This window comes from Pontibacter silvestris (assembly GCF_020907275.1).
Taxonomy (GTDB): Bacteria; Bacteroidota; Bacteroidia; order Cytophagales; family Hymenobacteraceae; genus Pontibacter; species Pontibacter silvestris.
Map to the genome: position 1 here is coordinate 116,813 of NZ_JAJJWI010000007.1, position 26,685 is coordinate 143,497.

Here is a 26,685-nt window from a genome sequence, read left to right on the forward strand (position 1 = left end):
TTTTAGCTTCTTGTTTTCAGTCTTTAACCTTACTTCTTAAACAAGAGTCTATAGACCCTCTACAAATCTATATAATTTTAAATAACATCCCAAGTATAAACACTAATCTGTTGCTGCTTTTTTCTTCTCTGTTCCCGTTCCGGATGTTTGCAGAGGCTCTTCCAACTTTGCACGTTTTAAATATTTAGTTGAGAGAAATAAGAGTTTCGCAACTAACGTTGGTGTGTCTATTTTGTTTGGTGATGCCTGAAAAAAAATAAAACTTTTTTAAATTGACTGTAAACCTGTTTAAATATTAAGGAAAACTGCTTTAAATATACTAAAAGAATTTTTACGCATGAGGTTCTATTAATTTTTTTTAGCCTCGTTCCAATAAAAATCCATTTCTTTCAGGGTCATGTCCTGTAATTGCTTTCCGTTCTCTGCCGCTTTGGCTTCTATATACTGAAAGCGCTTAATGAACTTTAAATTTGTTCTCTCCAGTGCCTCTTCGGGGTTTATCTCAATAAAGCGGGCAAAATTTATCAAAGAAAACAATAGGTCTCCGAACTCTGCGCTTGCACTTTCTTTATTTAAAGTAGCAGGGTTCTGTATATTAAACTCCTGTTCGAACTCATTTAGTTCCTCCTGTACCTTTTCCCACACCTGAGATTTATCATCCCAGTCAAAACCCGCTCCTCGTGCTTTCTCCTGTATCCGCATCGCTTTAACAAGGGCTGGCAAAGATTTAGGCACGCCTCCCAATACCGATTTATTACCCTCCTTAAGCTTTAGCTGCTCCCAGTTCCGCTTTACGTCTTCTTCTGTTTCGGCTGTCGTATCTCCGTATATGTGCGGGTGTCGGAAAATGAGCTTCTCGCACTGAGCGTTTAGCACATCAGCTATGTCAAAGGCACTTTGTTCAGAACCTATTTTAGAATAGAAGATCATGTGCAGCAAAATATCGCCCAGTTCTTTCTTTATTTCCTGTTTATCTCCTTTTAATATAGCGTCAGATAGCTCGTAAGTCTCTTCTATAGTTAAGTGGCGCAGGCTCTCCATTGTCTGCTTGCGGTCCCAGGGGCATTTCTCCCGCAAGTCTTCCATTATGTCAAGCAGGCGGTTAAATGCTTTTAACTGTTGGCCGCGCGGGCTATCGTCAAATTCGAGGTTATTCATAGTAACAAAGATAGTAAAAATCCCCTGCACCTTCTTTTATGAGTAAAGACGAACAGTTGTTGTAACTTCAAGTGCTATGGGCATACTCTGAAACAGAGGCTTTAGTTTTAATTTTCTTGCAGTACAATCAGGATGAAAGTTCTTAAAAGTACAACGAAAATGACTACTTTTGCCTTATAAATATTTTGTAAAGAGTGGCTTTAATAAAATCAATTTCAGGAATAAGAGGTACGATAGGAGGACAGGCTGGTGAAGCACTAACCCCTTTGGATGTTGTTAAATTTTCTGCCGCTTTCGGTACATGGGTACTACAGACCACCTCTAACAATACTATTATAGTTGGTCGTGATGCGCGCTTGTCGGGCGACATGGTGAATAAGCTGGTATGCGCTACCTTACAAGGCTTGGGTATTAATGTGATTGACGTAGGGCTTTCGACCACACCTACTGTGGAAATGGCTGTTCCGGATAAGAGAGCAGGTGGAGGTATTATACTTACTGCCAGCCATAACCCTAAACAATGGAATGCTCTGAAGCTGCTGAATCAGCATGGTGAGTTTATTTCAGATGAAGAAGGTAAAGTGGTATTGGAACTGGCCGAAAAAGAAGCCTTTGATTTTGCTCAGGTAAACGACCTGGGTAAATATAGGCAAAGTGAAAATGCTCTTAAAAAGCATATAAAAGCTATTCTAGATCTGCCGCTAATAGATGTGGAAGCTATAAAGGCAAGAAGCTTTCATGTGGCCATTGATTGTGTGAATTCTAGTGGGGGCATAGCGGTACCATTGCTTTTAGAAGCCTTAGGTGTAAACAAAATAGAGAAGCTGTTCTGTGAGCCAGACGGTAATTTTGCTCATAACCCGGAGCCTTTGCCCGAAAATCTGCGCGAAATATCTAAAGTTATAGAGAAAGGCAAGTTCGATTTAGGTATAGTGGTAGACCCGGATGTGGACCGCCTAGCACTGGTAAACGAAGACGGCAGCATGTTTGGGGAAGAGTATACACTGGTAGCAGTAGCCGATTATGTGCTGAAAAATACCATAGGCAACACTGTTTCGAACCTTTCTTCTACCAGGGCACTTCGCGATGTAACTGAGAAAGCTGGTGGTGCATATTTTGCCGCTGCTGTAGGCGAGGTGAATGTTGTGAACATGATGAAAGAGCAGAATGCCATAATAGGCGGTGAAGGTAATGGAGGAATCATTTACCCTGAGTTGCACTATGGTCGTGACGCTTTGGTTGGGATCGCTTTATTCCTGTCGCACCTGGCGAAGTCAGGCTTAAGTATGACGCGTCTGAGAGCTTCTTATCCGAACTACTACATCTCTAAAAATAAGATAGAGTTAACACCGGAAGTAAACGTAGACAGAGTGCTGAGCCAGGTGCAGGAGCGTTATACAAAGCAGCCAATAAATACGATTGATGGAGTTAAGATTGAGTTTGATAAGGAGTGGGTACACCTGCGCAAGTCAAATACAGAGCCAATCATCCGCATTTATGCTGAGTCTGACAGTAATGCTACTGCTGAACACTTAGCCAACAAAATTATTGCTGATATAAAAGAGATTATTTCTGCTAAAGGCTAATGATTTACTGTTGTAGAATACATAACGTACAGCAGGCGTAGCAGTTAGTTGCGCCAAGAGCAAAGGATAGGCATCTTGCTCTTGGCGCAACTTTTTTTTATGGTTTTACAGTTGTAGTAAAAATTAACCTTATAAATATGCGTGTTTACTTAGATAATGCTGCCACTACACCTCTTGATAAAGAAGTGTTTGAGGCCATGGCTCCATATATGCTGGAGCATTTTGGTAATCCTTCTTCTATTCATGGTCATGGGAGAGAAGTGAGGTCAGCGATTGAAAGCGCACGTAAAACAGTTGCCCAATTATTAAATACCTCGCCGGCAGAGGTATTCTTTACCTCTGGTGGTACAGAAGCGGATAATTTTGCCATAGTTTCTACCGTGCGTACACTTGGTATTACGCATGCTGTTACTTCTAAACTGGAGCACCATGCTGTACTACACACCATGGAAATGCTGGAGAAGCACGATGGCATTAAGCTAGACTACCTGCGTTATAACGAGCGTGGGGTTCTTGACCTGGAGCACCTGGAGGAGCTGTTAGCAAATAACCCGCAAACGCTTGTTTCTATTATGCATGCCAACAACGAGATCGGTAATCTGAACGATATCAAAGCTATCGGGGAGATTTGCAGGAAGTACAATGCCATTTTCCACTCTGACACAGTGCAGACCATGGGACATTACAAGCATGATATACAGACGTTGGGTGCGAACTTTATAGTGGGATCTGCACATAAGTTTCACGGGCCCAAAGGTGTCGGCTTCCTATACTGCGATGCAAATGTTAGAATCAATCCGCTGATTCAGGGTGGAGCACAGGAGCGTAACATGCGTGGCGGTACTGAAAACGTATATGGTATAGTTGGTCTGGCCAAAGCTCTGGAAATTGCCTACCGAGATATGGAGGAACATCAGAAGCATATACAAGGGCTTAAAGACAGGTTAATTCATAAATTAAAAGAGCAGGTGGAGGGTGTGAGTTTTAACGGCCTTTCGGCAGAGGCAGATAAAAGTTTGTACACAGTGCTAAATGTAAGCTTACCGCCATCCGACATAAATGAGATGCTACTATTTAGCCTGGATATAAACAAGGTTTCTGTGTCCGGAGGTAGTGCCTGTAGCAGTGGGGCTAATGCTGGTTCACATGTGCTGAATGCTTTAAACACAGATCCTATGCGTGGCTCTGTGCGCTTTTCGTTCAGTAAATACAACACCCCAGATGAGGTAGATTATGTAGCAGAAACGTTAGCGAAATTATTTAGAAAAGTGCCTGCTTAGCAGCAGTAAATATATATCTTTGGGAAAGGCTTCAGCAGAAATGTTGAGGCCTTTCTTTATATATGTCCAAAACTTAATTTTAAAACATGAAAAGTATAGGTGTTTTCTGCGGCGCTAATATGGGGAATAGCAAGGTGTATACTAAAGCTGCTGCCAGATTAGGCGACTTAATGGCGGCACAAAACATTACCTTAGTATATGGAGGAGGTAAGGTTGGTTTGATGGGGGCAATTGCAGATAGCATATTAGCAGGCAACGGCGCTGTTGTGGGTGTAATTCCACAGAGCTTAGTAGACAGGGAAGTGGCACATGCCAGCTTAACAGAACTACATGTCGTACAGACGATGCACGAGCGCAAGGCTTTAATGGCTGCTAAGTCAGACGCTTTTATTGCTATGCCAGGAGGCTTTGGCACATTTGACGAATTTTGCGAGATAATTACCTGGAACCAGTTGGGAATTATCAGAAAGCCGACAGCTCTTTATAATGTAAATGGTTACTACGATAAATTTCTGGACATGATAGATCATTGTGTGGCAGAAGGCTTTGTGAAGGCAGACCAGCGGGCAAACCTTATTGTTGCATCAGAGCCGGAGCCGTTATTAGAGAAAGTGCGAAATTATGCTGATGCTATTTCCGATGATAGGATAGATCTTAATCGAATTTAGTTTGTTTATATTTAAGGTGCTTCATGTGCTAATATGTGGTAGGAGGAAAAACTCTTCTGTTTTTCCTCCTACCACATGAAACCTGATAGTTACTAATGCTGAAGTACTATCTCCTTTACAGCGTCTACCCACATAGGATCTGAGTTCAGGCTTTCTACCAGCTGCCACTTTTCGCCGCCTGCTTCTAAAAACATCTCTTTAAACTCTTCTCCAACTTCTATAGTTGTTTCCAGGCAGTCTGCAACAAAGGCAGGGCTATAAGCCAATACTTTCTTAATGCCTTTGGCCGGAAGCTCTTTCAGAACAAAGTCTGTATAAGGTGTTAGCCAAGGGTCCTTGCCTAGTCTCGACTGAAATGCTACAGTATATTGATCGTTACGCAAGCCCAGCTCTGCCGCCAGTAACCTGGAGGTAGCAAAGCAGGAAGCACGGTAGCAGTATTTATTACGTTTGTTGTAAGAGTTGCAGCAGGCACCCAACTGGCAATAGCCTTTGTCGCTGCCTTTTAGCACGTGCCGTTCCGGCACGCCATGATAGCTGAACACTACAAAATCGTAGTTATCCTTTGCCATGTGCCGCTTGCCTAGTTCTGCAAAAGCTTTGATAAAGCCTGGGTCATCACAGAAAGAAGATATAAAGCTGATGTTCGGGATAACCCACCAATCTTTTACTATCTCCATTATTTTATCTTGTACAGAACCAGTAGAGGCGGAAGCATATTGCGGAAACAGCGGAAGTACAATAAGCCGGTCTACACTCTGCTCACGAAGTTCTTCCAATGCATTTTTGATACTCGGGCTCTGGTAGCGCATGCCAAAGGCCACATAATATCCAGTGCCTAGGGCAGTCTGCAGCTTCTCTTTTAAATCGAGGCCGTGGTACAAAAGGGGAGAACCTCTTTCGGTCCACAGCTCTTTATAAATTTTAGCTGATTTAGGTGCCCGAAAAGGAGCTATTACACCGTTAATCAAGGCGTAACGCGCAATGGCGGGTATGTCTATTACGCGCTTGTCCAGCAGGAACTCGCGCAGGTACTTCCTTACATCTGGAGTGTTGGGGGTGTCTGGTGTACCCAGGTTGACTAGCAAAACGCCTATTTTGCCGTTAGATTTTTTGCTCATTAAAGTATATGCTGCTTTATCAGGTGCAAAGATACAAAGTATGTTGTTAGTTAATGGCTGCTAATAGTACAACAGATATATTAATAGCAACCACTGATATAAAAGCAATAAATTAAAGAATTGTTCAAAGTTTCAGAGGTTACACACTTAAAATTATTCTATCATTCTGTGTGTCAATTATTCAGACATGGCTAAAACTCCGTAAAAAAGAAGTAATTTTGCGACCTCAAATTTTAAACTATGGCTGAAACTCCGCATAAAGCAGGCTTTGTAAGTATTGTAGGTAAGCCCAATGTAGGAAAATCTACTTTAATGAACGCTTTGGTAGGCGAGAAATTATCTATTATCACTTCCAAAGCACAGACCACCAGACACCGTATCATGGGCATTCTGAACGGAGACGATTTTCAGATTGTCTACTCTGATACGCCTGGCATTATAAAGCCGCAGTATGCGCTGCACGAGTCCATGATGAGTTTTGTGCGTACTTCGCTGGAAGATGCCGATGTAATTCTTTTTGTAACCGATATTTATGAAAAGCACGACGAGGACGATGTTATAAAGCGATTACAGCATGCTGAAGTGCCTATTTTGTTGCTGATAAACAAAATTGACCAGGCATCGGAAGAGGAACTTGCAGAGAAGGTGGCATACTGGCAGGAGAAAATGAACCCGACAGAGATACTGCCTATCTCGGCGCTGCATAATTTTGGGTTGGAGCATTTGTTTGGGCGTTTGCTGCATTATTTGCCAGAGCACCCGGCTTTTTACCCCAAAGATGAACTGACTGATAAGCCTGAGCGTTTCTTTGTGTCGGAGATGATCCGGGAGAAGATCTTCCTTAATTATAAAAAAGAAATTCCCTACAGCTGCGAAGTGGTGGTAGAGGAGTTCAAAGAAGAAGAGGAGATTATCCGTATCCGTGCCGAGATAAGCGTAGAGCGCAAAAGCCAGAAAGGCATTATAATTGGACACAAAGGCGAAGCATTAAAAAAAGTAGGCACACAGGCTCGCATAGATATGGAAGAGTTCTTCCAGAAAAAGATATTTCTTGATTTGTATGTGCGCGTGAACGAAAACTGGCGAACAGACCAAAAGCTGCTACGGCGCTTCGGGTATAGCGAGTAAGTAGGCGCATTGCATAAAGCTTCGGAGCAAGGTGCTCCGGGGGCACTTTAACCATTTTATTTTAGAACGATGTCAACCAACATCATTGCTATTGTAGGCCGCCCCAATGTGGGTAAGTCTACACTTTTTAACCGCCTTATTGGTCAGCGTAAAGCCATTATGGACAACGAGAGCGGTGTTACCCGGGACAGGAGCTACGGCCACGGCGACTGGACAGGCAAGTACTTTACTGTAATAGACACGGGTGGCTATGTACACGGCTCTGAAGATATTTTTGAAGGAGAAATTAACAAACAGGTAGAGCTGGCTATAAACGAAGCTGACGTAATTCTATTTATGGTAGATGTGGATGCAGGTGTTACCAGCCTGGATGAAGAATTTGCCAATGTGCTTCGTCGTACTGATAAACCTATTTATATAGTTGCCAATAAAGCAGACACAAATGCACGTGCGCACCAGATGGGTGAGTTTTATGCGTTAGGAGTAGGGGATGAGATATTCCCGGTTTCATCACAGAATGGCTCTGGTACAGGTGATCTGCTGGATGCCGTGGTGAAACACTTCGAAGACGAAGGTGTGGAAGACCCGGATGCAGGTATTCCAAAGCTGGCTGTGCTGGGCCGTCCGAATGTAGGTAAATCATCCTTCGTGAACCTGTTGCTGGGCGAAGAGCGAAACATTGTAACAGACCTTGCCGGCACTACCCGCGATGCTATTCAGTCCCGCTACAATGCTTTCGGAAAAGAATTCATTATTGTAGATACAGCTGGGCTGCGTCGTAAGAGCAAAGTAAACGAAGATATCGAGTTTTACTCAGTAATGCGCTCTGTGCGTGCTTTGGAAGATGCTGACGTTTGTATTGTGATACTGGATGCCACACGTGGTATAGAAGCACAGGATGTAAATATTATAGCACTGGCAGAGAAGAACCGTAAAGGCATTGTGATTCTGGTAAACAAGTGGGATCTTATTGAAAAAGATAACCACTCTACTAAGGAGTTTGAGCAGGAAATTCTGGAGCGTATAGCACCGATCAAATATGTGCCGGTCATCTTTACTTCTGTAGTCACCAAGCAGCGTATACATAAGGCAGTTGAGAAAGCAATGGAGGTGTATGACAATAAGACGCAGAAAATACCTACTTCCAAACTTAACGACCTGCTGCTGCCAGATATTGAGCGTTACCCGCCGCCAGCTATCAAGGGCAAGTTTGTTAAGATTAAGTATGTGACCCAATTGCCGACACACAACCCGACTTTTGCATTCTTCTGTAATCTGCCGCAGTACATCAAAGACCCATATGCGCGTTACCTTGAAAACTGCCTTCGGAAGCATTTTGGACTTGAAGGTGTGCCTATTAAGTTGATTTTCAGAAAGAAATAATGAGGGGAATATAGGGAGTTAGAATATAGTGATATATTTACAACTCTATCTCTCACAAAAACATAAACAACATGAAAAAGGTATTAGGCTTATTGTTTGTTGCTGGCCTTTTCGTATTTGCATCTTGCGGTGGTGAGGCTACTACTGAAACGGAAACTACTGAACCTGCAGTTGAAGAGGCTCCTCCTATGGAAGAAACTACTGTTGACACAGCTAATGCACCAATAGACACAACAGGCGCTGCTGCAGATACAACTGCAACTATGTAATTGTTCCTAAAACCTTCTGGCGATGTCAGAGCTTAAAGGCACTCTATCCGGAGTGCCTTTTGTTTTTCATAACTCAACATGTAGTAGCCTCGTAAGCTTTGCCATGCAAGGTACATTAACTACAGCAGAACATACCAGTGATATAAGATATCTGGCATGGCCAGTAAATAGAAAATAATCAGATGAAAAGAACATTCCTTTTAATGTTGACACTAGCCTTCTGCTCATTTGCTTCCTGTAACTCTTCTACTGAGGAAAGAGGAGGCGAAAGTGAAGAAGAGTTAAGAGACGAAGCAAAGCGTAAAGCTGCTGAAATGGAAGACGCGGCAGAAGAAACAGATACAACTGCCGTAGTAGAAAAACCGTAAATAAGACGAAGTCACAGGTAAAAGAATACTTCCTTGTTAGTAAGTGTCTTTAATGCGGAATAGGTTCTATACATGTAGTACAAGCAAGCTAATTCCTTAGAAAGAAATCACCCTTGAATATTTAAACTAAAACTAAATTCTTATGAAAAAACCAATCTTTATGCTGATGGCTGCTGGGGCACTTACATTTGCCTCATGCGATTCAAATACAGAAAACAGAACAGAAGAAACCGGGGAGCGTTTGGAAGAAGGAACCGATGAAATAGGCGACGATGTAGAAGAAGGGGCCGATGAAGTAGGGGATAATATAGAAGAGGGAGCAGATGAAGTTGAGGAGGAAGTTGACAGATAGTAAATAAATATAATGACTTAACACAAAGGGCCTGCGAAAGCAGGCCCTTTGTGTTAACACTGGTTGCAGATACTAAGGCCCAAGCCGCTTTTGTATCATACTATTAACCAAACCAAACAGCCGCTTTGGTGTGAAAGTCCGCCAATGGATTTCTTCCAGACTACCGCCATAGTTAATGTAATAGTCCAGGTTGTAGTTTTTCATTTCACTCAGCACAAAATCCCTGAATCCTATGGCGGCTACCCAGCCCTCCTCTACATCCTCAAACCATTCCTCATAATAAGAGTCATCGGAGCCGTGGAAGTTAAACACATTCTCGCCTATAAGTATGAAGTGTTTTATGCCTTCCTGCACCATTGGGTCTATAATGTTGCGCTTGAGGCTCATAATGTCGTTATTCAGGGCATCATTCCATTCACCTATAAACTCAATTATTGTAAAGCTGAGTTCATAATTGGTATAAAGTATTTTAAGGAAAAGCGTTTCAGAGTCAATATCGTCCCACTGTGGATGAATATAGTATCCATAAATGTCATGGGTATAATGGGAAAGGCTGTTCTCTGTCCCATACAAAGGAGAGCGTGGGTCCTCAGATGCGGAATATAACTCCAGCCAGTTGTAAAAAGGTTCTATCGTATGCATAATTCAAATGTGACGTTCCTGCCGTTTAGCCAGATCAATTATCTACTGTATCAGCAGGTACAAAGTTGAAGCATTTTTTATGATTAGGGTATAAGGCAAAGCTCATATTCTTTTTTTAAGGAAAGTTCTGCCGGAACAGGTGCTATATAAAGTACATCAGGAACTGTTTCTTTCAAATTTGCGATATGTTTAGTAATTACGTTACTTGAAGTAGCACTGGATTATGTTTGTTTTGTCCTCTTTAACCCTTATGAGCAACATGCGAAGAATATTTTTAAGTTTCCTGCGCAGTATTGCTGTTTTACTTTTTCTTTTAAGTATCTCTGTCAATGCTAGTGCAGCTGATCCCGATTATGTAGAAGTGTATCACCCTGTCATACATCAGGCGGAGGCAAGTATTCTGAATAAAGATTATACAACAGCCTTGGCCTATTATCAGCAAGCCTTTGCTTTAGTGCCTGTGCCTTTTGCCAGGGACTATTATAATGCTGCTGTTTGTGCTGTTTTAGTGAATGATGCCAAGCAAGCCTTTGATTACCTGGAGAAGTTGGTGCTGTCTGGGGTAAGCCTGGCATACCTGGAGCAGCAGGAGGTGTTTGAGCCCTTGCATGAGACGCGCCAATGGAAAAAGTTTAAAAGGAGGTACCCGAAGCGCCGTCGTGAGTTCAGACATGCTGCCAACTTAGATTTACGTGCCGACCTGGACGAACTGTATGCACGTGACCAGTACTTCAGGCAAGCAGAGGGCGGCTTAAAGGTGCATGGCGATACAATACGAAAAATTGAGGCCGCCAATGTACAGAAACTGCTTGGTTGGATTAATCAGTATGGGTATCCTGGTGAGGCATTAATAGGAGTAGCCGATACCTTAGAGGAGGTGCCTCGCTTCAGTATTGTTATTCAACGGCAAACAAAGTTCAGGGGAGGCTATGACTTCTCAGATATACTTACTACTGCTGTGCATGAAGGCAAACTGGCCCCACAAGCTGCTGCTTTTCTAATGGATGTGCAGGCTGGCAGGAATAACTATAAAGCCAAAGCGCTGGTAAAAGTAGATTGTTATAAAACAGAAGACTGTATAGATGCTGATCAGTATTTTCAGGAAAGCCTAAGCCAAAAGGAGCGAGAGCAAATAGATGAACTGCGTTTAAAGTTAGGCTTGGAGCCACTGACAGACTATAAGAGAAAAGTAATGTATAGCTTAGAAGATGACCGCTTTAAAATGAACTACGCCTGGTCTGTTGCCACATACAAAGTACCAAGTAAAGAGGCAGCCGAAGTACTGGTAGAGAAATTAGTAGTTGCAGAACTATAAATGCGGTTGATGCTGAAAGAGCGGCAAGAGTAAGAAGCGAAGCTAAATCCCTTTACTCTTCTCTTGTCGCTTTCTCTTTTATTTGCTGTTGTAGGCGTCAATGGCTGCGCGTACACTGCCATACTTTTTAAGAAGAGCGCCAGCTTCTGCTTGCTTTAGCTGTAACTCATCCATCAGCATGCGGGTACCACGGTCAACCAGCTTATGGTTTGACAGCTGCATGTCTACCATTTTATTGCCCTTAACACGGCCAAGCCTTATCATCGTTGAAGTAGTGAGCATGTTTAGCGCCAGCTTTTGTGCTGTGCCTGCTTTCATACGGGTGCTGCCTGTTACAAACTCAGGGCCTGTTATTATTTCCACCGGATAGTCGGAAGTTTCAGCCACGGCACTATCTGCGTTGCAAACAATACAGCCAGTAACTACACGATTCTGGCGGCAGGCCTTTAATCCCCCGATTACATAAGGTGTACGCCCAGATGCTGCTATACCTACTACAATGTCTTTTTCTGAGATATAATGCTCCTGCAGGTCTTTCCAGGCCTGTTCCAGGTCATCTTCTGCAAACTCCACGGCTTTACGGATAGCTCCGTCGCCACCGGCAATAAGGCCTATAACCATACCGTGAGGCACGCCATAAGTAGGCGGGCATTCTGAGGCATCTACAATACCTAATCGGCCGCTGGTGCCTGCTCCAATATAAAATAAACGTCCTCCCTTGCTTAGCTGGCTGACAGTAGCATTAACCAAAGCTTCAAGCTGTGGAATGGCTTTTTCTATGGCTAGCGGTACAGTCTTGTCCTCACGGTTTATATTCTCTAATAATTCGCGCACAGGCATTTGCTCCAGGCGATCATAGTTAGATGCTGATTCAGTAGTAGACACTTCTGGTAATTTAGAAATTGGAAATCATAAAAGAAGTATAAAAAAAGAAAGACAACAGGAGAGAAGCTTTGGTGTAAACCTTTCCCTTTTGTCTTTCTTCCTGTATTTTAATCAAGGGTTACTTGTTATCAGTAACAGCAAGTAATTCCTGGTGGTACTTAATAAGTCCTTCGCTTGGGCTTTGGATTATATTACCGATATGGGCTCCGTATTTTTTAGCCACTTGATGTAATGTATCAGAGAAGTGGAATGCAACAGAGCCGACAAAATTTACAGGTACTTCGGTAAAGCCTTTGTACTTACACACGTGGCGCTCAAAAAAGTCTGTAAAGTTTTCGTGTATCATGGCGTGTACAACAGGGTCTTTACGCTTCTCGTGCATAAACTTGGCAAAGGTTGCCAGGTACGTACTTGGCATGTCTGTATAATAAACAGCATCCAGAATCCCATCTTTTGTTAAGTTATAGCGGTTCTTTAGTGAAGTTGCCAGTTCTTCCGGCAGTTCACGGTAAAGGTACGCCCTGATCAGCATCTTGCCCAAGTAGGCGCCGCTTCCCTCGTCACCCATCAGAAAGCCAAGAGATGGTACATTGTCGACTACTTTTTTACCATCATAAAGGCAGGAGTTAGAGCCTGTACCCAAAATGCAGGCAACACCAGGCTGATGACCGCACAAAGCACGTGCCGCTGCCAGTAAATCGTGGTCTACATGCGCCTCACTGTTTGGGAAAACCTTCTGTAGTGCCTGCTCTACACGTAGGTTTCGCTCCGGGGAGCTGCAGCCTGCTCCGTAATAGTAAATTACAGTTGGTGTCTTTTCCTTTAGGTTTGGAAGAAGCTCTTGTTCAAATATGGTGTAAATCTGGTTAGAATCCAGGTACTGCGGGTTTATACCTGCTGTAAATACTTGTTCATGAACACCACTGGCATCCATCATGCGCCAGTCTGTCTTGGTTGAGCCGCTGTCAGCTATTAGAATCATACTTGTTCTTTTATTTATGGTTCACTAGAGCATGTGCTTTTTTAGAGGCACCATGCTACACAATTCATTTTAGGTAAACAGAGTTTTTTATAAGACCTATGGCCTCAAATTTATCAAAAACATTGGCATTATGCGGAGCATCTTTCAGTTCTTCTGTCAGATCTTGCCCTGCCCAATGTTCATAATGTGTCCCATTGCGCCACAGCCTGGATTTTTGCACATCATAAATAACACCTTTATAGGCGATCCATATTTCGTCTCTGTCCTGCCCGTTACGTAGGGCGAGCTGCTGCAGTGTATACTCTGGCAAGTTCATTGTTTCTCAGGCTAACCTATTCTTGCCTGTGTTACTATCCATCGGTTCGGTACTTCGCCTTTAGTAGCCTGCAAATAATCTTCATAACTGCATGGTATAATACGGGAGCCTTTGCCATCTGATAATGCCTCTACCTCTAGCCACCACTTTTCAGACTGTTTGCTTTTATAAAACACCATTCGGTCGGGTTCATCATTAAAGGCAACAGCATATTTAGTAAAGTATTTGCTACTGAAGTCTACTTCATTTTTACGGTGATAAAAGCCTTCTATAAAGTACCATATCATGGTGGAAATGGTCATAGCAGTTAAACCACGCTCATCCAACTCCGGGTCATACTCATAAATACCTAATGATGTTAGCGTGTCGTTTATACCGGCATACCAGCAGATCTGGCAGGCTTCTTCACCTGTCAGGCCAAAAGGGTTGGTAGGGGCATAACCCGGTGCATCCTGATAACGAATAGCCGAAATATCAAAAGTGAGTAAGTCAGCAACACGTACAACAGGCTCCATCTCCTGTACGTTACGGTGAACCTCGCCTACACGATAAGCCTCAAAATGCAGTTTTTCTAAAGTAGCCATTACTTCCGGCTCTACCAGGTACGATTGGTAGCCTATCTGGCCTAAGCTAAAGAGGTAGTTGGGTTCGTGCATGAGTATCTGGCGCAGCTGCTTTTTATTAGGCATAGCGTCGGTGTCTTGTGTCATATCAACACTGCTATCTACCGTTACCATATTCACTACGCGCTCCAGGTGTTCATAACCCAGGTACTGCCCATACTCTAAATCGTGTGACCCTCCTATAATAATGGGAATGGTATTATGAGAGATGAGCACTTCTACAATCTCTTTAAGTCGCAGATAGGTGTCTTCCAGGGTAATGCCGGCACGTAAGTTTCCTAAATCTACAATCTTACAGCGGCCACTGCCTTTGTGCAGGGTATAAAGCGTTTTTCGTACAGCACGGGCAGGAGAGGTGGCAACAGTTGCCACAGGCTCTTCTTCATTGCTGCGTCCTCTGGTTTCATTTACACCCAATATGGCTATGTCGGCACCACGCCAGTCAGGGAATTTACTTACAAAGCGCGTAACATAAGCTCCTAGCGTGCGGGGCTTATTTAACTTTGCAAATACATCCTCGTTTAGCGGCTCAAAAAATATTGAAAGATTCATGTAACTTTGTACAGATAAAGTCAAAAATAGCAAATTTACATTTGTGATAATTAAAAAAGTAACCTTTCTCTCTGATTCAGCTTATAAACAGTAGTTGTGAAAAAATCTTTTGCCTTCTTCGCAAATTTTCAAAAAATAAGTTATAATGCACCTAATGATTGTTAGTATTTGTGATATACCTATACTAACACTTTGGAAAAGCACAACAAATTACAAATTGGTTTAATATGAATGTCACGCGCGCCCTTGATCTTTTGCCTCACCAATTGCAAAATTCTCCACAACCTGATTGCCTTGCAGTTAAAGTAGGCAACTCCTGGAAAAAATACAGCACACAGGATGTGCAGGACTATGCGAACAAAATAAGCCTGGGCTTGCTTCAAATGGGAGTGGGTAAAAATGATAAAGTTGCTATTATCTCATTTAACCGACCGGAGTGGGTGCTGGTCGATTACGGCGTTCAGCAGATAGGGGCGATTAGTGTGCCTATGTACCCTACCATTACGGTAGAGGATTACCGCTATATTTTTAGTGATGCTGGGGTTAAGGTGATATTTGTGGCAAACAGCGAACTGTACAACAAAGTAACGGCAGCAACAGCGGGAATAGACAGTGTGCAGGAGATATATACGTTTGATGAGTTGCCGGGAGCTAAACACTGGTCTGAGGTAGTAACGCTTGGCGAAGACAAAGATATACGGCAACTGGAACCTCTTAAGGCAGTTGTAGCCCCTGATGATGTGCTAACTATAATCTATACGTCAGGCACTACGGGCAACCCGAAAGGCGTAATGCTAACGCACCGCAACCTGATTAGTAATGTTCAGGGAGCTATGCCGTATGTGCCGGTAGACCACAGACACCGTGCGCTTAGTTTTTTGCCGTTAAGCCATGTGTTTGAGCGGATGCTGCTGTATTTGTATTTCCATGTGGGGGTGTCTATCTATTATGCGGAGAGCATAGAGAAAGTAGCCGATAACCTGAAAGAAGTGCAGCCGCATGTGTTTGCTACAGTGCCGCGCTTACTTGAAAAAGTGTATGATAAGATTGTGGCCAAAGGCATGGAACTGACTGGTGTAAAACGCAAACTGTTTTTCTGGGCATTGGAACTGGGGCTGAAGTATGATACCCAGGCTAACCAGGGCTGGTGGTATGATAAACAGCTGGAGCTGGCTAACAAACTTATTTTCAGTAAGTGGCGCGAAGCACTTGGTGGTAATGTAAGAGCAATTGTTTCGGGTGGGGCAGCTCTGCAGCCAAGGCTGGCGCGGGTTTTCTGGGCGGCTAATATTCGGGTAATGGAAGGCTATGGCTTAACAGAAACATCACCTGTAATAGCTGTGAACCGTTGGGAGCCTGAAAACAATATGATTGGAACGGTAGGGCCTGCGATAGATGGGGTAGAGATAAAAATAGCCGAAGAAGACGGTGAAATTCTAAGCCGTGGGGCACACATTATGAAAGGCTATTACAACAGACCAGAGTTAACGGCAGAAGTAATCGACAAAGATGGCTGGTTCCACACAGGTGACATCGGGGAGATAGTGGACGGTAAATACCTGAAAATTACAGATCGTAAGAAGGAGATGCTAAAGACTTCCGGTGGTAAGTATATTGCACCTCAGCCTATTGAGAATAAACTGAAAGAGTCGGTAGTGATAGAGCAGGCGATGGTAGTGGGTGAGGGGCACAAATACGCCTCTGCGCTAATAGTGCCATCTTTCCTGGGCTTGCAGGACTGGTGCCAGTTTAAGGGTATAACTTATACTTCCGACGAAGACATGATTAAGAAACCTGAGATTTTAGAAAAGTTCCAGCGGGAGATAGAAAAGGCCAACGAAGACCTGGCGCAATATGAAACTATTAAAAAGTTCAGGCTGCTACCAAGAGTATGGACAATCGAGAGCGGTGAACTAACGGCAAAATTAAGCATAAAACGCAAAGTGATTACTGCCAACTTCAAAGACGAAATAGAAAGTATGTACGAGTAATCAAAGGCTAAATCTCGATGCCAGGTTCTATAGTATCTGGTTCTCACAGATAAAAAGCTGCTCCAGGCAGAGATACGGATTTGTGGAGCCTTTTATATCAGAGGCATTTTAATATTTGAAGCCCTTTCTATTGCGGAAAGGGCTTTTTTTGTAACCATTCCTGCTTTTATGCTTAAGCAGTATTGATGTATGCTGTAACTGTTTTATATAACTAACTGGTTCAGGGAGCGTAAAATCTTGTAAAATAGTATGCAAGCATAACAAATTTTCTTATATTTGGTATACAACATTATAGACAGATGAAGCCTGAAGAAACCGTAGATTATAATGTAAAAGTAGCCTGGCATGCCGTTTCACGCATGTATAATGCGGAGGCTGCGCAGAATGATATGACCACATCTATTGGGTTTGTTCTGCTTAACATAAATCAGCAGGCAGGGACTCCTGCTACTAAAATTGCTCCTTTGCTTGGCTTGGAAGCCCGTAGCCTTACGCGCATTCTTAAAAGCATGGAAGATAAGGATCTTATTTACAGGGTGCCAGATGAGCATGACAAGCGGCTGGTGCGCATTTTCCTGACTGAAAAAGGTTTGGAGAAGAAAGAAGTGGCTAAACGTACGGTGAAGCACTTTAACAGTAAAGTGCGCGAGGCTATTCCGGAGGAGGAGTTGCAGGCCTTTTTTCGCGTGTGTAGCAAGGTAATGAACATGATAGAAAATAAAGAAATCTTCTAAACCATAGACAATCACTCTAATTCTATGAAAAGAATAATCAAAAAGGTAGCCGTGTTAGGTTCCGGGGTTATGGGTTCTCGCATTGCCTGCCATTTTGCTAATATTGGCGTGCAGGTGCTGCTGCTGGACATCGTGCCAAAAGAGCTGACGCCCGAGGAGCAAGCAAAGGGACTGACGCTTGAAAACAAGAATGTGCGTAATCGCATTGTAAATGGCCATTTACAGGCAGCAGTTACCTCAAACCCATCGCCGTTATATCGCAAGTCCGATGCTCGCCTGATACAGACAGGGAATTTTGAGGATAATATGAAAGACATTGCCACTGCTGACTGGACAATTGAAGTGGTAGTTGAAAATCTCAAGATAAAGAAGCTGGTGTACGATCAGGTAGAGCAATTTCGTAAGCCGGGTACTTTAATCTCTTCCAATACATCAGGTATTCCAATTCATTTGATGGCGGAAGGCCGCTCCGACGATTTCAGGAAGCACTTCCTGGGTACGCATTTTTTTAACCCACCGCGTTACCTAAAGCTCATGGAAATTATTCCGACCTCTGAAACAGATAGAGGGGTAGTTGACTTTCTGCTGCATTACGGCGACTTGTATTTAGGTAAAACCACTGTATTGGCTAAAGACACGCCTGCCTTTATTGCCAATCGTGTAGGTATATTCGGCATTATGCAGATACTGAAGTCTATGGAGAAGTTTGGTTTAACCATAGATGAGGTAGACAGAATTACAGGGCCTATTATTGGTCGCCCTAAGTCAGCCACTTTCAGAACGCTGGATGTTGTTGGTCTGGATACTACTGCTAACGTGGCCAATGGACTATACCAGGCAGGAGAACAGGATGAGGCTCATGAGCTTTTTAAACTGCCGGGCTATCTGAATAAAATGCTTGAGAACAAATGGCTGGGCGATAAAACCGGGCAAGGGTTCTACAAGAAAACCAAAGATGCTAAAGGCAAAACAGAAATTCTGACACTGGACCTGAATACGATGGAGTATGGGCCTAAGCAAAAAGTGAAATTCCAAAGCTTGGAAGTACTAAAGCCCATTGACGACCTGCGCAAGCGTATTCAGGCTTTCTCTAAGCAGGAAGATAAAGCGGCACAGTTCTTCAACGAAACGCTGTTTGGGCTGTTCCAGTACGTATCTAACCGCATTCCGGAGATATCAGATGAATTATATCGCATAGACGATGCTTTGCGTGCCGGCTTTGGTTGGGAACTGGGCCCGTTCGAATATTGGGATATGTTGGGCGTACGTGAAACAGTACAACGCATGACAGAGGCAGGCTTTACTCCTGCAGATTGGGTACTGGATATGCTACAACATAACAAGGAGTCTTTCTACATTGTTGAAAATGGCAAGCGTCGCTACTACGATATCCAAAGCAATGAATATAAGGCTATACCAGGTGCTGAGAATTTTATTATTCTGGATAACCTGCGTGGTAGTAGTGTGGTGTGGAAAAACAGCGGTGCCAGCCTGATAGATTTAGGAGATGGTATTCTGAACGTGGAGTTCCACACGAAAATGAATACAATGGGTGGTGATGTAGCTGTTGCCCTGAACAAAGGAATTGAGATAGCAGAGAAAGACTTCCGTGGAATGGTCGTAGGTAGCGATGCTGCAAACTTCTCGGCAGGTGCTAATGTAGTGTTAATCTATATGTATGCCATTGAGCAGGAGTATGATGAAATTAACTTTATGATCAAACAGTTTCAGGATTCCATGATGCGCATGCGCTACTCCGCCATACCTGTTGTAGGAGCACCACATGGTTTAACCTTAGGTGGGGGCTGTGAGCTTAACCTGCACTGCGACCACATACAGGCTGCGGCAGAGACTTACATGGGCTTGGTAGAGTTTGGCGTTGGTTTGATACCTGGCGGTGGCGGTACCAAAGAAATGACTTTGCGTGCTTCTGAAGCTTATGAAGAAGGAGATATAGAGTTAAATACGTTAAAGAACATATATCTCAATATTGGTATGGCTAAAGTGTCTACCTCTGCTGCTGAGGCTGTTGACTTAGGGTACATCCGCCGCAGCGACAGCATTACGGTTAACAACAATCGCCTGATAGCCGATGCCAAAGCGCAGGCTATACTGCTGGCAGAAGCTGGCTATACTAAACCGGTGCAGAAAACAAATGTTAAGGTGCAGGGGCGCAGTGGGCTGGGTATGTTCCTTACAGGGGCAAATGCTATGTACACAGGCCGCTACATGTCAGAGCATGACCTGAAGATATCGCATAAGCTGGCTTATGTAATGTGTGGCGGAGATTTGTCTTCACCAACAGAAGTAAGCGAGCAGTATCTGCTTGATCTGGAGCGTGAAGCCTTTCTGTCCTTAACAGGTGAGCGCAAAACACTGGAGCGTATCCAGAGCATCCTGACAACTGGCAAGCCACTTAGAAATTAAGGTATAGTATCAATCTATAAAAGAGCATCAAAATGAACAATGCATATATAGTAGCCGGATTTCGTAGCGCTGTTGGGAAAGCACCCCGTGGCGTGTTCCGGTTCATGAGACCTGACGATCTCGCGGCAGAAGTCATCAAACATCTTGTAGTTTCTGTGCCGCAACTAGATCCGGAGAGGGTAGACGACCTTATTGTTGGTAATGCAGTGCCAGAGGCTGAGCAGGGCCTGCAAATTGGTCGTATGATCTCGTTATTATCGCTGCCGATGTCTGTATCTGGTATGACAGTAAACCGTTACTGTGGCTCGGGCCTGGAAACAATAGCTATGGCTTGTAATCGTATTCAGGCTGGTATGGCAGACTGTATTATTGCCGGAGGTACAGAATCTATGTCTATGGTGCCAACGGCTGGCTGGAAAACTGTTCCAAATTATAAAATAGCAAAAGAAAACCCGGACTGGTACCTGAGCATGGGTTTAACAGCTGAGGCTGTAGCAAAAGACTACAATGTTTCACGTGAAGACCAGGACGAGTTTGCTTACCAATCGCATCAGAAAGCGCTTACCGCTATCAAGAACGGCTACTTTAATGAGCAGATTGTGCCTGTTACAGTAGAAGAGACTTATATAGATGAAAATGGTAAAAAGAAAACGCGTTCTTATGTAGTTGATACTGACGAAGGACCGCGTGCTGACACATCACTGGAAAAGCTGGCAAAGCTAAAGCCGGTATTTGCTAACGGAGGCACTGTAACAGCAGGTAACTCATCACAAACATCAGACGGCGCTGCCTTTGTGCTTGTAATGAGCGAGCAAATGGTAAAAGAGCTAAGCTTAGAGCCTGTTGCCCGCATGGTAGGTTATGCCACTGGGGGTATTGACCCTCGTATAATGGGTATGGGGCCAATAGCTGCCGTGCCTAAAGTGCTGAAGCAGGTTGGTATGAAACTGGAAGACATTGACCTGATTGAGATGAACGAGGCTTTTGCCGCACAGTCTATCGCTGTAATGCGCCACTTAAACTTTGACCCGGCAAAGCTTAATGTAAGTGGTGGCGCTATTGCATTAGGTCACCCACTGGGCTGCTCTGGCGCAAAATTAAGCGTGCAGCAGTTTAGTGAGTTGCGTCGCCTCGGCAAGAAGTACGGCATTGTGACAGCTTGCGTTGGCGGTGGCCAGGGTGTAGCTGGAGTTTATGAGCTTTTGAAATAGACTTTTGAGATAGACACAGGACACAAGATTTTTAAAATTCATAATTTAAAAGAACTAGTTGTTTGTGGAAAGAGGGGATGGAGCTGGCAAAGGATTTTTACAAAGCTATGTCCTTTTTCCCTGCAAATGAAAGGGTATGGTCTCAGGTTAGCAGGTCAGTAGTGTCTATACCTTCCAACATAGCTAAAGGAACTGGGAGAAATGCAGATAAAGAGTTTATTCGGTTTTTGAACATAGCCTTAGTATCTGCGAGACACCGTTACTACTAACGTAAGCTTTTAGATTTATTGATCAAAGCATATTGAACAAACTCTAGGAGTAGCTTCGCAAGATCCAAAGAGTGATTGATGGATTTAAGAAAAAGTTAAATAACGAGATTAAGAACAAGTCTTAGGTCTTGTGTCCAAAAAGATAAAAGATAAAAAAATGGAGAATGCAACTAAAACAGCAAGCATCAAAGGAGGAGAATTCCTTATAAAGGAAACTAATCCGCAGGATGTATTCATACCTGCAGAGTTTAACGAAGAACAGCAGATGATGGCGCAAACCTGCCGCGATTTTGTGCGGGAGGAGGTATATCCACTGTTGGATCGTCTGGATAACCACGAAGAAGGCCTGATGGAGAACCTGATGAAAAAGGCAGGTGAGTTAGGCTTATTCGCTGTGTCTGTTCCGGAGCAGTACGGTGGTCTTAACATGGACTTTAATACAGCCTTGCTGGTAACGGAGGCAGTAGGTGGCGGTCATTCGTTTCCGGTAGCTTTTGCAGCCCATACAGGTATTGGTACACTGCCAATATTATACTTTGGTACAGAAGAACAGAAAGCAGAATACATTCCGAAGCTGGCAAGCGGAGAACTGATGTCGGCTTACTGTTTAACAGAGCCTGGTTCTGGTTCGGATGCCTTGGCCGCTAAAACAAAAGCTGTGTTGAACGAAGCAGGTACGCACTATGTCCTGAACGGGCAAAAAATGTGGATTACTAACGCAGGCTTTGCCGATGTGTTTGTGGTTTTTGCACAGGTGGATGGCGATAAGTTTACAGGTTTTATTGTGGAACGCAACTTTCCGGGCGTAAGCTTAGGTAACGAAGAGCATAAAATGGGTATCAAAGGTTCTTCTACACGACAAGTGTTTTTTGAAGATTGCCAGGTGCCTGTAGAGAACGTGTTAGGTGAAATTGGTAAAGGTCATCTGATTGCCTTCAACATCCTGAATATTGGTCGTATCAAACTAGGGGCAGCTACATTAGGAGCTTCTAAAAAGGTAGCTGACTTGTCGGTAAAATATGCCAACGAGCGCCAGCAGTTTAAGCTTCCAATTTCTAAGTTTGGAGCTATTCGTTATAAGCTGGCAGAGCAGGCCATCCGTATTTATGCAGTTGAGTCTGCCTTATACCGCGCAGGTATGGATATTTACCGTATGGAGCAGGAGTTAATGGCGCAGGGCAAAGGTGAAAACGAAGCTTTACTAGGAGCAGCCCGTGAGTTTGCCGTAGAGTGTGCCATGCTTAAAGTAGAAGGTTCTGAAGTGTTGGATTATGTTACAGACGAAGGAGTGCAAATCTATGGTGGCTATGGATTCTCTGCTGATTACCCTATGGACCGTGCCTATCGTGACTCCCGTATTAACCGCATTTTCGAAGGTACAAACGAGATCAACCGTATGCTAACGGTGGATATGATCCTGAAAAAAGCCTTAAAAGGTGAGCTTGACCTGATGGGGCCAGCACAGGCCGTGCAGCAGGAGCTAATGGCTATTCCTGATTTCGGTGCCGAAGAAGAAGGTTTGTTTGCAGCAGAACATAAAGCTATAAAAAACCTGAAGAAGGCCATTTTGATGGTAGCTGGCACAGCTGTACAGAAGTTTATGAATTCACTGGCAAAAGAACAGGAAATACTGATGAACATTGCTGATATGGCTATCAAAACGTATGTGGCAGAGTCTACGCTGTTACGTGTGGAGAAGATGGTTAATCTTAAGGGGGAAGAGGCTGTGGCTAACCAAATAGATATGGTGCGTGTAGTGGTAAACGATGCCGTAGATATTGCAGCCAAAGCTGGTAAAGAAGCTATTGCAGCTATGGCTGAGGGTGATGAACAGCGTTTGTTATTCATGGGCTTAAAGCGCTTTACCAAAAAAGACCTCTACAATACTAAAGAAGCACGTCGACGCATAGCAGCAGCTATGATTGAGGCAAACGAATATGTATATTAACTTTGAATTATTAAGTTATATACAAAGCGGCCATCTCTGACAGGAGACGGCCGCTTTGTTTTAGCTCTGTTTACATAAGCTTAACATACTCCAATTTAAATCATTAGAATATTTATCTTTGATTTGTAAATCAACTGCTGTTTGTACGTATTCAAAGGAGACACTACAGCAACGGCAGTTGAAGACTAGAGCTATGAAAGTAACATGTTTAATCCCGTGCTACAATGAACGAGAGCGTATAGCACAAGTGCTAGAGGGAATTCTGCGGGTAAGCTACATAACCCAGGTACTTTGTGTAGATGATGGTTCTACAGACGGTACAGCAGCTTATATTAAGAAATACTGGCCTGCCGTGCAGGTGCTTTCTTTAGAACATAATCAGGGCAAAGCAGCGGCTATAAAATGTGGCTTGCGTGCAGTAAACCATGAGTTGGTGCTATTAATGGATGCAGACCTGCAGGAAATAAAGCAGGAGGAGATAGAGGCAGCCATTGAGGCTTTCGTACAGCACCAGCAATCTCTTGACATGCTTATACTTCGCCGTATTAATTCGCCTTGGTTTGTAAAATACTATCGTAGTGATATTTTGCTTTCAGGGGAGCGCCTTATCCGTAAAAGTGATTTAGAGCAGATATTAGAGCAGCCAGTAAAAGGGTACTTGTTAGAGGTTGCAATCAACCGATACATGATCCGTCACCGTAAAGTGGTACGTTGGATGCCGTGGTCAGCTATAAATACTTATAAAGTTGAAAAGTGGGGCGTGTGGGGAGGCTCTCGCAGAGAGTTTAGAATGTATGCAGATATTGTTTATTATGTCGGCTTTACACACATGATCATGCAGTTAACTTCCTTTACCAGGAAGCTTCAGCCACAAACAGAAAGACAAGGCTTATAAGCCTTGTCTTTCTGTTTGTGGCTATTTAATCAATATGTGACTGAGCTGCAATTCCTTTGCCTCTTTGGCTGTGCGTACCACAGTTATTATATTCTTATCAGTTAGCCAGGCAGTAAATTCTTTTACATAAGCTATGTTTTTATCCTTTACCACATTAAGGTCTAGTGGTTGAGGATCTGTAGCTGCGCCACTAGCAACATTAATGCGGTGTAAGTACAAGTCATTTTTACCTTTAAGCTCTTCCTTTGTCAGTAGGTCAAGGGTATTTCCATTTACAAAAGCATTGTATGATATAGCGTCAAAAGCTTCGCTGGCAGGTGCTTTTTGGTTTTTCATCAACACAGAGCTCCAGGTAGAATTCATGTATTCATCATAACCGAAAAGGTAAAGTTCTTTAGCATAATAGGGCGTGTTTTCTCCGCCTTCTGTATACTTCTTCTCAGCAAGTACAACCAGCTTTTGTTCAGGTGTTAAAAACAGGTCTGACAAGTAAATGTCCTCCAATTGTTCAGGTTTAGGTCCTTTGCTTTTATCGGCGGCATTAATCTTAGCAAGGTATGTTGGTGTGAATTTAAATTCTTCTGCAAACACCATGTCTTCAGTTTCAAAATCAAATCTTACAGCTTTTAAGCTATAATACTGCCCCGTAGCTTCGCTTGCTGTAAAAACAGCTCCATATAGCGTGTTATCTGGCATTAGTGAAAACTTGCTGTCCTGAATGTATACTTTCTGCCCATCAAAAACACCTCCCACTAACACAGACATTACTTTAACTTCTTTGTTAAGGAGGTTGTACTGGCGCACTGTCAGGCGGTTCATATTATCTGAAATCAGGCTGATGTACTGCTCACCTGTATTGTTTACCTGTACATCTGCCGTCAGTATGGCTGGTATGTCTGACAAGTTATAACTGGCTTCTTTTATCGGAGCTAAAGCATCGTCATAAATAACTCCGCTAATATCCTGTATCTGCATATTGGAATTGCTGTGGTACCGGAAAGCAAGCAATTTAGTTCCATCAGGTGAGGCGGCAACACCTGCTCTTCTTGACTTTGCCGGAGCTTCCAACAGCAGAACTTTCTCCTGTACTTTACCATCGTTTAACGTGATGCGGTAAGCATATAACTGCTGTTTTCCTTGCGTGGCTTCGGTGTGTGTTATCACTACAGCGGCATCTTTAGTAGAGATAAAAGCCTCGATGGTTTCAGGTTTGGAAAGCGCTAGCGGGGCTTCCCAAATCTTTTTAAGATTGGTATTATATTTTACTACGGCATATGTGTCAGCAGATTGTCTGCTTAGCAGGATAAACTCACTATTGCTTAGTGGTAATGTTTTATGTTCTACTCGTTTATTATAGCCATCCTCTGACTTGCCAGGCAGATAGCTAAAAGGAACAGAAGCTAGTGTTTTAGATTGAGCCTGTACTAACAAAGGCCCTGCCCACAGCAAGTTTAACAACAGAAGGGGGAGTAAATACAGCTTGTTCACAGGTCGTTGGTTATGTCAGGACATCGTTTAAAAGTGTATTAAACGTAATATGAGCCATGTCATGCTATACAATTACATATAATTTGTGCTATTGTTTCGCGTGGAACTTGTTATGCTCAGAAAGCAGTATTCTTTCATAGCTTAACTAAAGATATGTATGTGTATAGATGAATAATACTGATTTTCAATTACTAGTTATTTTAATATGACCGTTAACTAAAACTGTTTATTTACTAGAAAAGTACTGCAATCTGTAACTACTTTACAAATTAGTAGTACAATTAGATGTAGCCGGGTTTGGCAAAACATCATGCATGCATATTTTACTATGAAGGTTTTACTTAAAGTTTTTGCTTGTGGAGCATTACTGATTATCAGTAGATATGCTAAAGAAAAAGAAGTAGTAGCTGCTGTAATTGAGCCAGATCCCAAAACAGAAGCTCGCTTCCACAGCAGTAGTTACATTGGCGATTTAGATAAGAGAGAAGAGGAAGGAGAGAAGCAAAACAGAAAGACTATTTACTAATCTCCTTTATTGAAAAAGCAGCAATCAGTTTAGCTATTTTTGCCTTTGTTGCACCTTCTAAGTATTAACTAAGTTAACTTTTATAGACCAGGACTAAACCTGCTGGCAACTTTAGCCCTGCTTAGCCCAGAATTGAGGTCGGCTTCTTATGCTCATCAATCGCAACAAAGGTAAATGTTCCATTTACCGCCTTCAACCTCGTTTCAGAATACATCTCTTCAATAAAAATCTCAACCTGCACTTTCATGCTGGTATTTCCTACACTAACTACTCTACCAATTAGTTCTATAATGGTTCCTGCTGGTATAGGCTTAGTGAAATCTATTTTATCAGATGATATGGTAACAACTCTTTTTCGGCAAAAGCGGGTGGCTGTGATAAAAGCTACCTCATCCATCAGTTGCATGGCAGTTCCGCCAAAGAGTGTATCGTAATGGTTGGTTGTGTTAGGGAAAACTGCTTTAAAGATTCGTGTTTCAGATTGATTTATCTTTTCCTGTAGATCCATGATTACGCTTATGTTGTAGAGTATGAATACAGGCAAAGGTAATGCTCTGCCTGTAAGAAA

At 43.1% G+C, this 26,685-nt stretch carries 26 protein-coding genes; 17 read left to right on the forward strand and 9 right to left on the reverse strand.

The window, feature by feature from the left end:
- Positions 1 to 348: 348 nt before the first annotated feature.
- The gene (gene mazG / locus LN995_RS08225) at positions 349 to 1,158 is read right to left on the reverse strand and encodes a nucleoside triphosphate pyrophosphohydrolase (RefSeq protein ID WP_229960222.1); all 810 of its coding nucleotides are present in this window, start codon (positions 1,156 to 1,158) and stop codon (positions 349 to 351) included.
- A 194-nt stretch (positions 1,159 to 1,352) separates the two neighbouring features.
- Here mazG and glmM point away from each other — a divergent pair, with 194 nt between their 5' ends.
- From glmM to LN995_RS08240, 3 genes are all read left to right on the forward strand, one after another.
- Positions 1,353 to 2,744: a phosphoglucosamine mutase gene (glmM, locus tag LN995_RS08230; protein WP_229960223.1), complete on the forward strand. Its 1,392-nt coding sequence runs from the start codon at positions 1,353 to 1,355 to the stop codon at positions 2,742 to 2,744.
- Positions 2,745 to 2,881: 137 nt separating this feature from the next.
- On the forward strand, positions 2,882 to 4,024 hold the full coding sequence (locus tag LN995_RS08235) for a cysteine desulfurase family protein (protein WP_229960224.1): 1,143 nt from the start codon (positions 2,882 to 2,884) through the stop codon (positions 4,022 to 4,024).
- An 86-nt stretch (positions 4,025 to 4,110) separates the two neighbouring features.
- Positions 4,111 to 4,692, forward strand: a complete 582-nt coding sequence (locus tag LN995_RS08240) for an LOG family protein (RefSeq protein ID WP_229960225.1) — start codon at positions 4,111 to 4,113, stop codon at positions 4,690 to 4,692.
- Positions 4,693 to 4,784: 92 nt separating this feature from the next.
- Here LN995_RS08240 and hemH read toward each other — a convergent pair whose 3' ends face one another.
- Complete coding sequence (hemH, locus tag LN995_RS08245) at positions 4,785 to 5,813, reverse strand: ferrochelatase (protein WP_229960226.1); 1,029 nt, start codon at positions 5,811 to 5,813, stop codon at positions 4,785 to 4,787.
- Between the two features lie 240 nt (positions 5,814 to 6,053).
- On the opposite strand from hemH, the gene era reads away from it, so the two are divergent.
- The 5 genes from era (at position 6,054) to LN995_RS08270 (ending at position 9,313) form a co-directional block, all read left to right on the forward strand.
- The gene (gene era / locus LN995_RS08250; protein WP_229960227.1) at positions 6,054 to 6,941 is read left to right on the forward strand and encodes a GTPase Era; all 888 of its coding nucleotides are present in this window, start codon (positions 6,054 to 6,056) and stop codon (positions 6,939 to 6,941) included.
- A gap of 69 nt (positions 6,942 to 7,010) precedes the next feature.
- The gene (der, locus tag LN995_RS08255) at positions 7,011 to 8,324 is read left to right on the forward strand and encodes a ribosome biogenesis GTPase Der (protein WP_229960228.1); all 1,314 of its coding nucleotides are present in this window, start codon (positions 7,011 to 7,013) and stop codon (positions 8,322 to 8,324) included.
- 71 nt (positions 8,325 to 8,395) lie between these two features.
- The gene (locus LN995_RS08260; RefSeq protein ID WP_229960229.1) at positions 8,396 to 8,593 is read left to right on the forward strand and encodes a hypothetical protein; all 198 of its coding nucleotides are present in this window, start codon (positions 8,396 to 8,398) and stop codon (positions 8,591 to 8,593) included.
- A gap of 182 nt (positions 8,594 to 8,775) precedes the next feature.
- Positions 8,776 to 8,961, forward strand: a complete 186-nt coding sequence (locus tag LN995_RS08265; RefSeq protein ID WP_229960231.1) for a hypothetical protein — start codon at positions 8,776 to 8,778, stop codon at positions 8,959 to 8,961.
- Between the two features lie 142 nt (positions 8,962 to 9,103).
- Positions 9,104 to 9,313: a hypothetical protein gene (locus LN995_RS08270; RefSeq protein ID WP_229960233.1), complete on the forward strand. Its 210-nt coding sequence runs from the start codon at positions 9,104 to 9,106 to the stop codon at positions 9,311 to 9,313.
- A 72-nt stretch (positions 9,314 to 9,385) separates the two neighbouring features.
- Here LN995_RS08270 and LN995_RS08275 read toward each other — a convergent pair whose 3' ends face one another.
- Positions 9,386 to 9,955, reverse strand: coding sequence for a hypothetical protein (locus tag LN995_RS08275; RefSeq protein WP_229960234.1), 570 nt, complete (start codon positions 9,953 to 9,955; stop codon positions 9,386 to 9,388).
- A gap of 259 nt (positions 9,956 to 10,214) precedes the next feature.
- Between LN995_RS08275 and LN995_RS08280 the strand changes: the two genes are divergently transcribed.
- Entirely contained in the window at positions 10,215 to 11,270 is a 1,056-nt protein-coding gene (locus tag LN995_RS08280; protein ID WP_229960236.1) for a hypothetical protein, read from the forward strand.
- A gap of 78 nt (positions 11,271 to 11,348) precedes the next feature.
- Here LN995_RS08280 and murQ read toward each other — a convergent pair whose 3' ends face one another.
- The 4 genes from murQ to LN995_RS08300 form a co-directional block, all read right to left on the reverse strand.
- Complete coding sequence (gene murQ, locus LN995_RS08285; RefSeq protein WP_317206935.1) at positions 11,349 to 12,155, reverse strand: N-acetylmuramic acid 6-phosphate etherase; 807 nt, start codon at positions 12,153 to 12,155, stop codon at positions 11,349 to 11,351.
- 118 nt (positions 12,156 to 12,273) lie between these two features.
- Entirely contained in the window at positions 12,274 to 13,137 is an 864-nt protein-coding gene (locus LN995_RS08290; protein WP_229960237.1) for a hypothetical protein, read from the reverse strand.
- Positions 13,138 to 13,201: 64 nt separating this feature from the next.
- Positions 13,202 to 13,453 (reverse strand): cytochrome b5 domain-containing protein, encoded by a 252-nt coding sequence (locus LN995_RS08295; protein ID WP_229960239.1) that lies wholly within the window; start codon positions 13,451 to 13,453, stop codon positions 13,202 to 13,204.
- 11 nt (positions 13,454 to 13,464) lie between these two features.
- Positions 13,465 to 14,628, reverse strand: coding sequence for a formimidoylglutamase (locus LN995_RS08300; protein WP_229960241.1), 1,164 nt, complete (start codon positions 14,626 to 14,628; stop codon positions 13,465 to 13,467).
- 227 nt (positions 14,629 to 14,855) lie between these two features.
- On the opposite strand from LN995_RS08300, the gene LN995_RS08305 reads away from it, so the two are divergent.
- The 7 genes from LN995_RS08305 to LN995_RS08330 all read left to right on the forward strand — a co-directional run bounded on the left by LN995_RS08305 (position 14,856) and on the right by LN995_RS08330 (position 24,103).
- A complete protein-coding gene (locus LN995_RS08305; RefSeq protein WP_229960243.1) occupies positions 14,856 to 16,619 on the forward strand; it encodes an AMP-dependent synthetase/ligase in 1,764 nt (587 codons plus the stop codon).
- A 299-nt stretch (positions 16,620 to 16,918) separates the two neighbouring features.
- The gene (locus tag LN995_RS08310; protein ID WP_229960245.1) at positions 16,919 to 17,353 is read left to right on the forward strand and encodes a MarR family winged helix-turn-helix transcriptional regulator; all 435 of its coding nucleotides are present in this window, start codon (positions 16,919 to 16,921) and stop codon (positions 17,351 to 17,353) included.
- Positions 17,354 to 17,377: 24 nt separating this feature from the next.
- Entirely contained in the window at positions 17,378 to 19,780 is a 2,403-nt protein-coding gene (locus LN995_RS08315) for a 3-hydroxyacyl-CoA dehydrogenase/enoyl-CoA hydratase family protein (protein WP_229960247.1), read from the forward strand.
- A gap of 32 nt (positions 19,781 to 19,812) precedes the next feature.
- Positions 19,813 to 20,991 carry a thiolase family protein gene (locus tag LN995_RS08320; protein ID WP_229960249.1) on the forward strand — a complete coding sequence of 393 codons (1,179 nt, stop codon included), beginning with the start codon at positions 19,813 to 19,815 and terminating at the stop codon, positions 20,989 to 20,991.
- Between the two features lie 107 nt (positions 20,992 to 21,098).
- A complete protein-coding gene (locus LN995_RS22155) occupies positions 21,099 to 21,260 on the forward strand; it encodes a four helix bundle protein (RefSeq protein ID WP_377469406.1) in 162 nt (53 codons plus the stop codon).
- A gap of 157 nt (positions 21,261 to 21,417) precedes the next feature.
- Entirely contained in the window at positions 21,418 to 23,208 is a 1,791-nt protein-coding gene (locus LN995_RS08325) for an acyl-CoA dehydrogenase family protein (protein ID WP_229960251.1), read from the forward strand.
- 193 nt (positions 23,209 to 23,401) lie between these two features.
- Positions 23,402 to 24,103, forward strand: a complete 702-nt coding sequence (locus tag LN995_RS08330; RefSeq protein WP_229960252.1) for a glycosyltransferase family 2 protein — start codon at positions 23,402 to 23,404, stop codon at positions 24,101 to 24,103.
- 21 nt (positions 24,104 to 24,124) lie between these two features.
- On the opposite strand, the gene LN995_RS08335 is transcribed toward LN995_RS08330, so the two are convergent.
- Positions 24,125 to 25,591: a hypothetical protein gene (locus tag LN995_RS08335; RefSeq protein WP_229960254.1), complete on the reverse strand. Its 1,467-nt coding sequence runs from the start codon at positions 25,589 to 25,591 to the stop codon at positions 24,125 to 24,127.
- 328 nt (positions 25,592 to 25,919) lie between these two features.
- On the opposite strand from LN995_RS08335, the gene LN995_RS08340 reads away from it, so the two are divergent.
- Positions 25,920 to 26,117 carry a hypothetical protein gene (locus LN995_RS08340; protein ID WP_229960256.1) on the forward strand — a complete coding sequence of 66 codons (198 nt, stop codon included), beginning with the start codon at positions 25,920 to 25,922 and terminating at the stop codon, positions 26,115 to 26,117.
- Between the two features lie 121 nt (positions 26,118 to 26,238).
- Here the strand turns inward: LN995_RS08340 and LN995_RS08345 are convergent, their stop codons facing one another.
- Positions 26,239 to 26,625: an acyl-CoA thioesterase gene (locus tag LN995_RS08345; protein ID WP_229960258.1), complete on the reverse strand. Its 387-nt coding sequence runs from the start codon at positions 26,623 to 26,625 to the stop codon at positions 26,239 to 26,241.
- Positions 26,626 to 26,685: the final 60 nt, after the last annotated feature.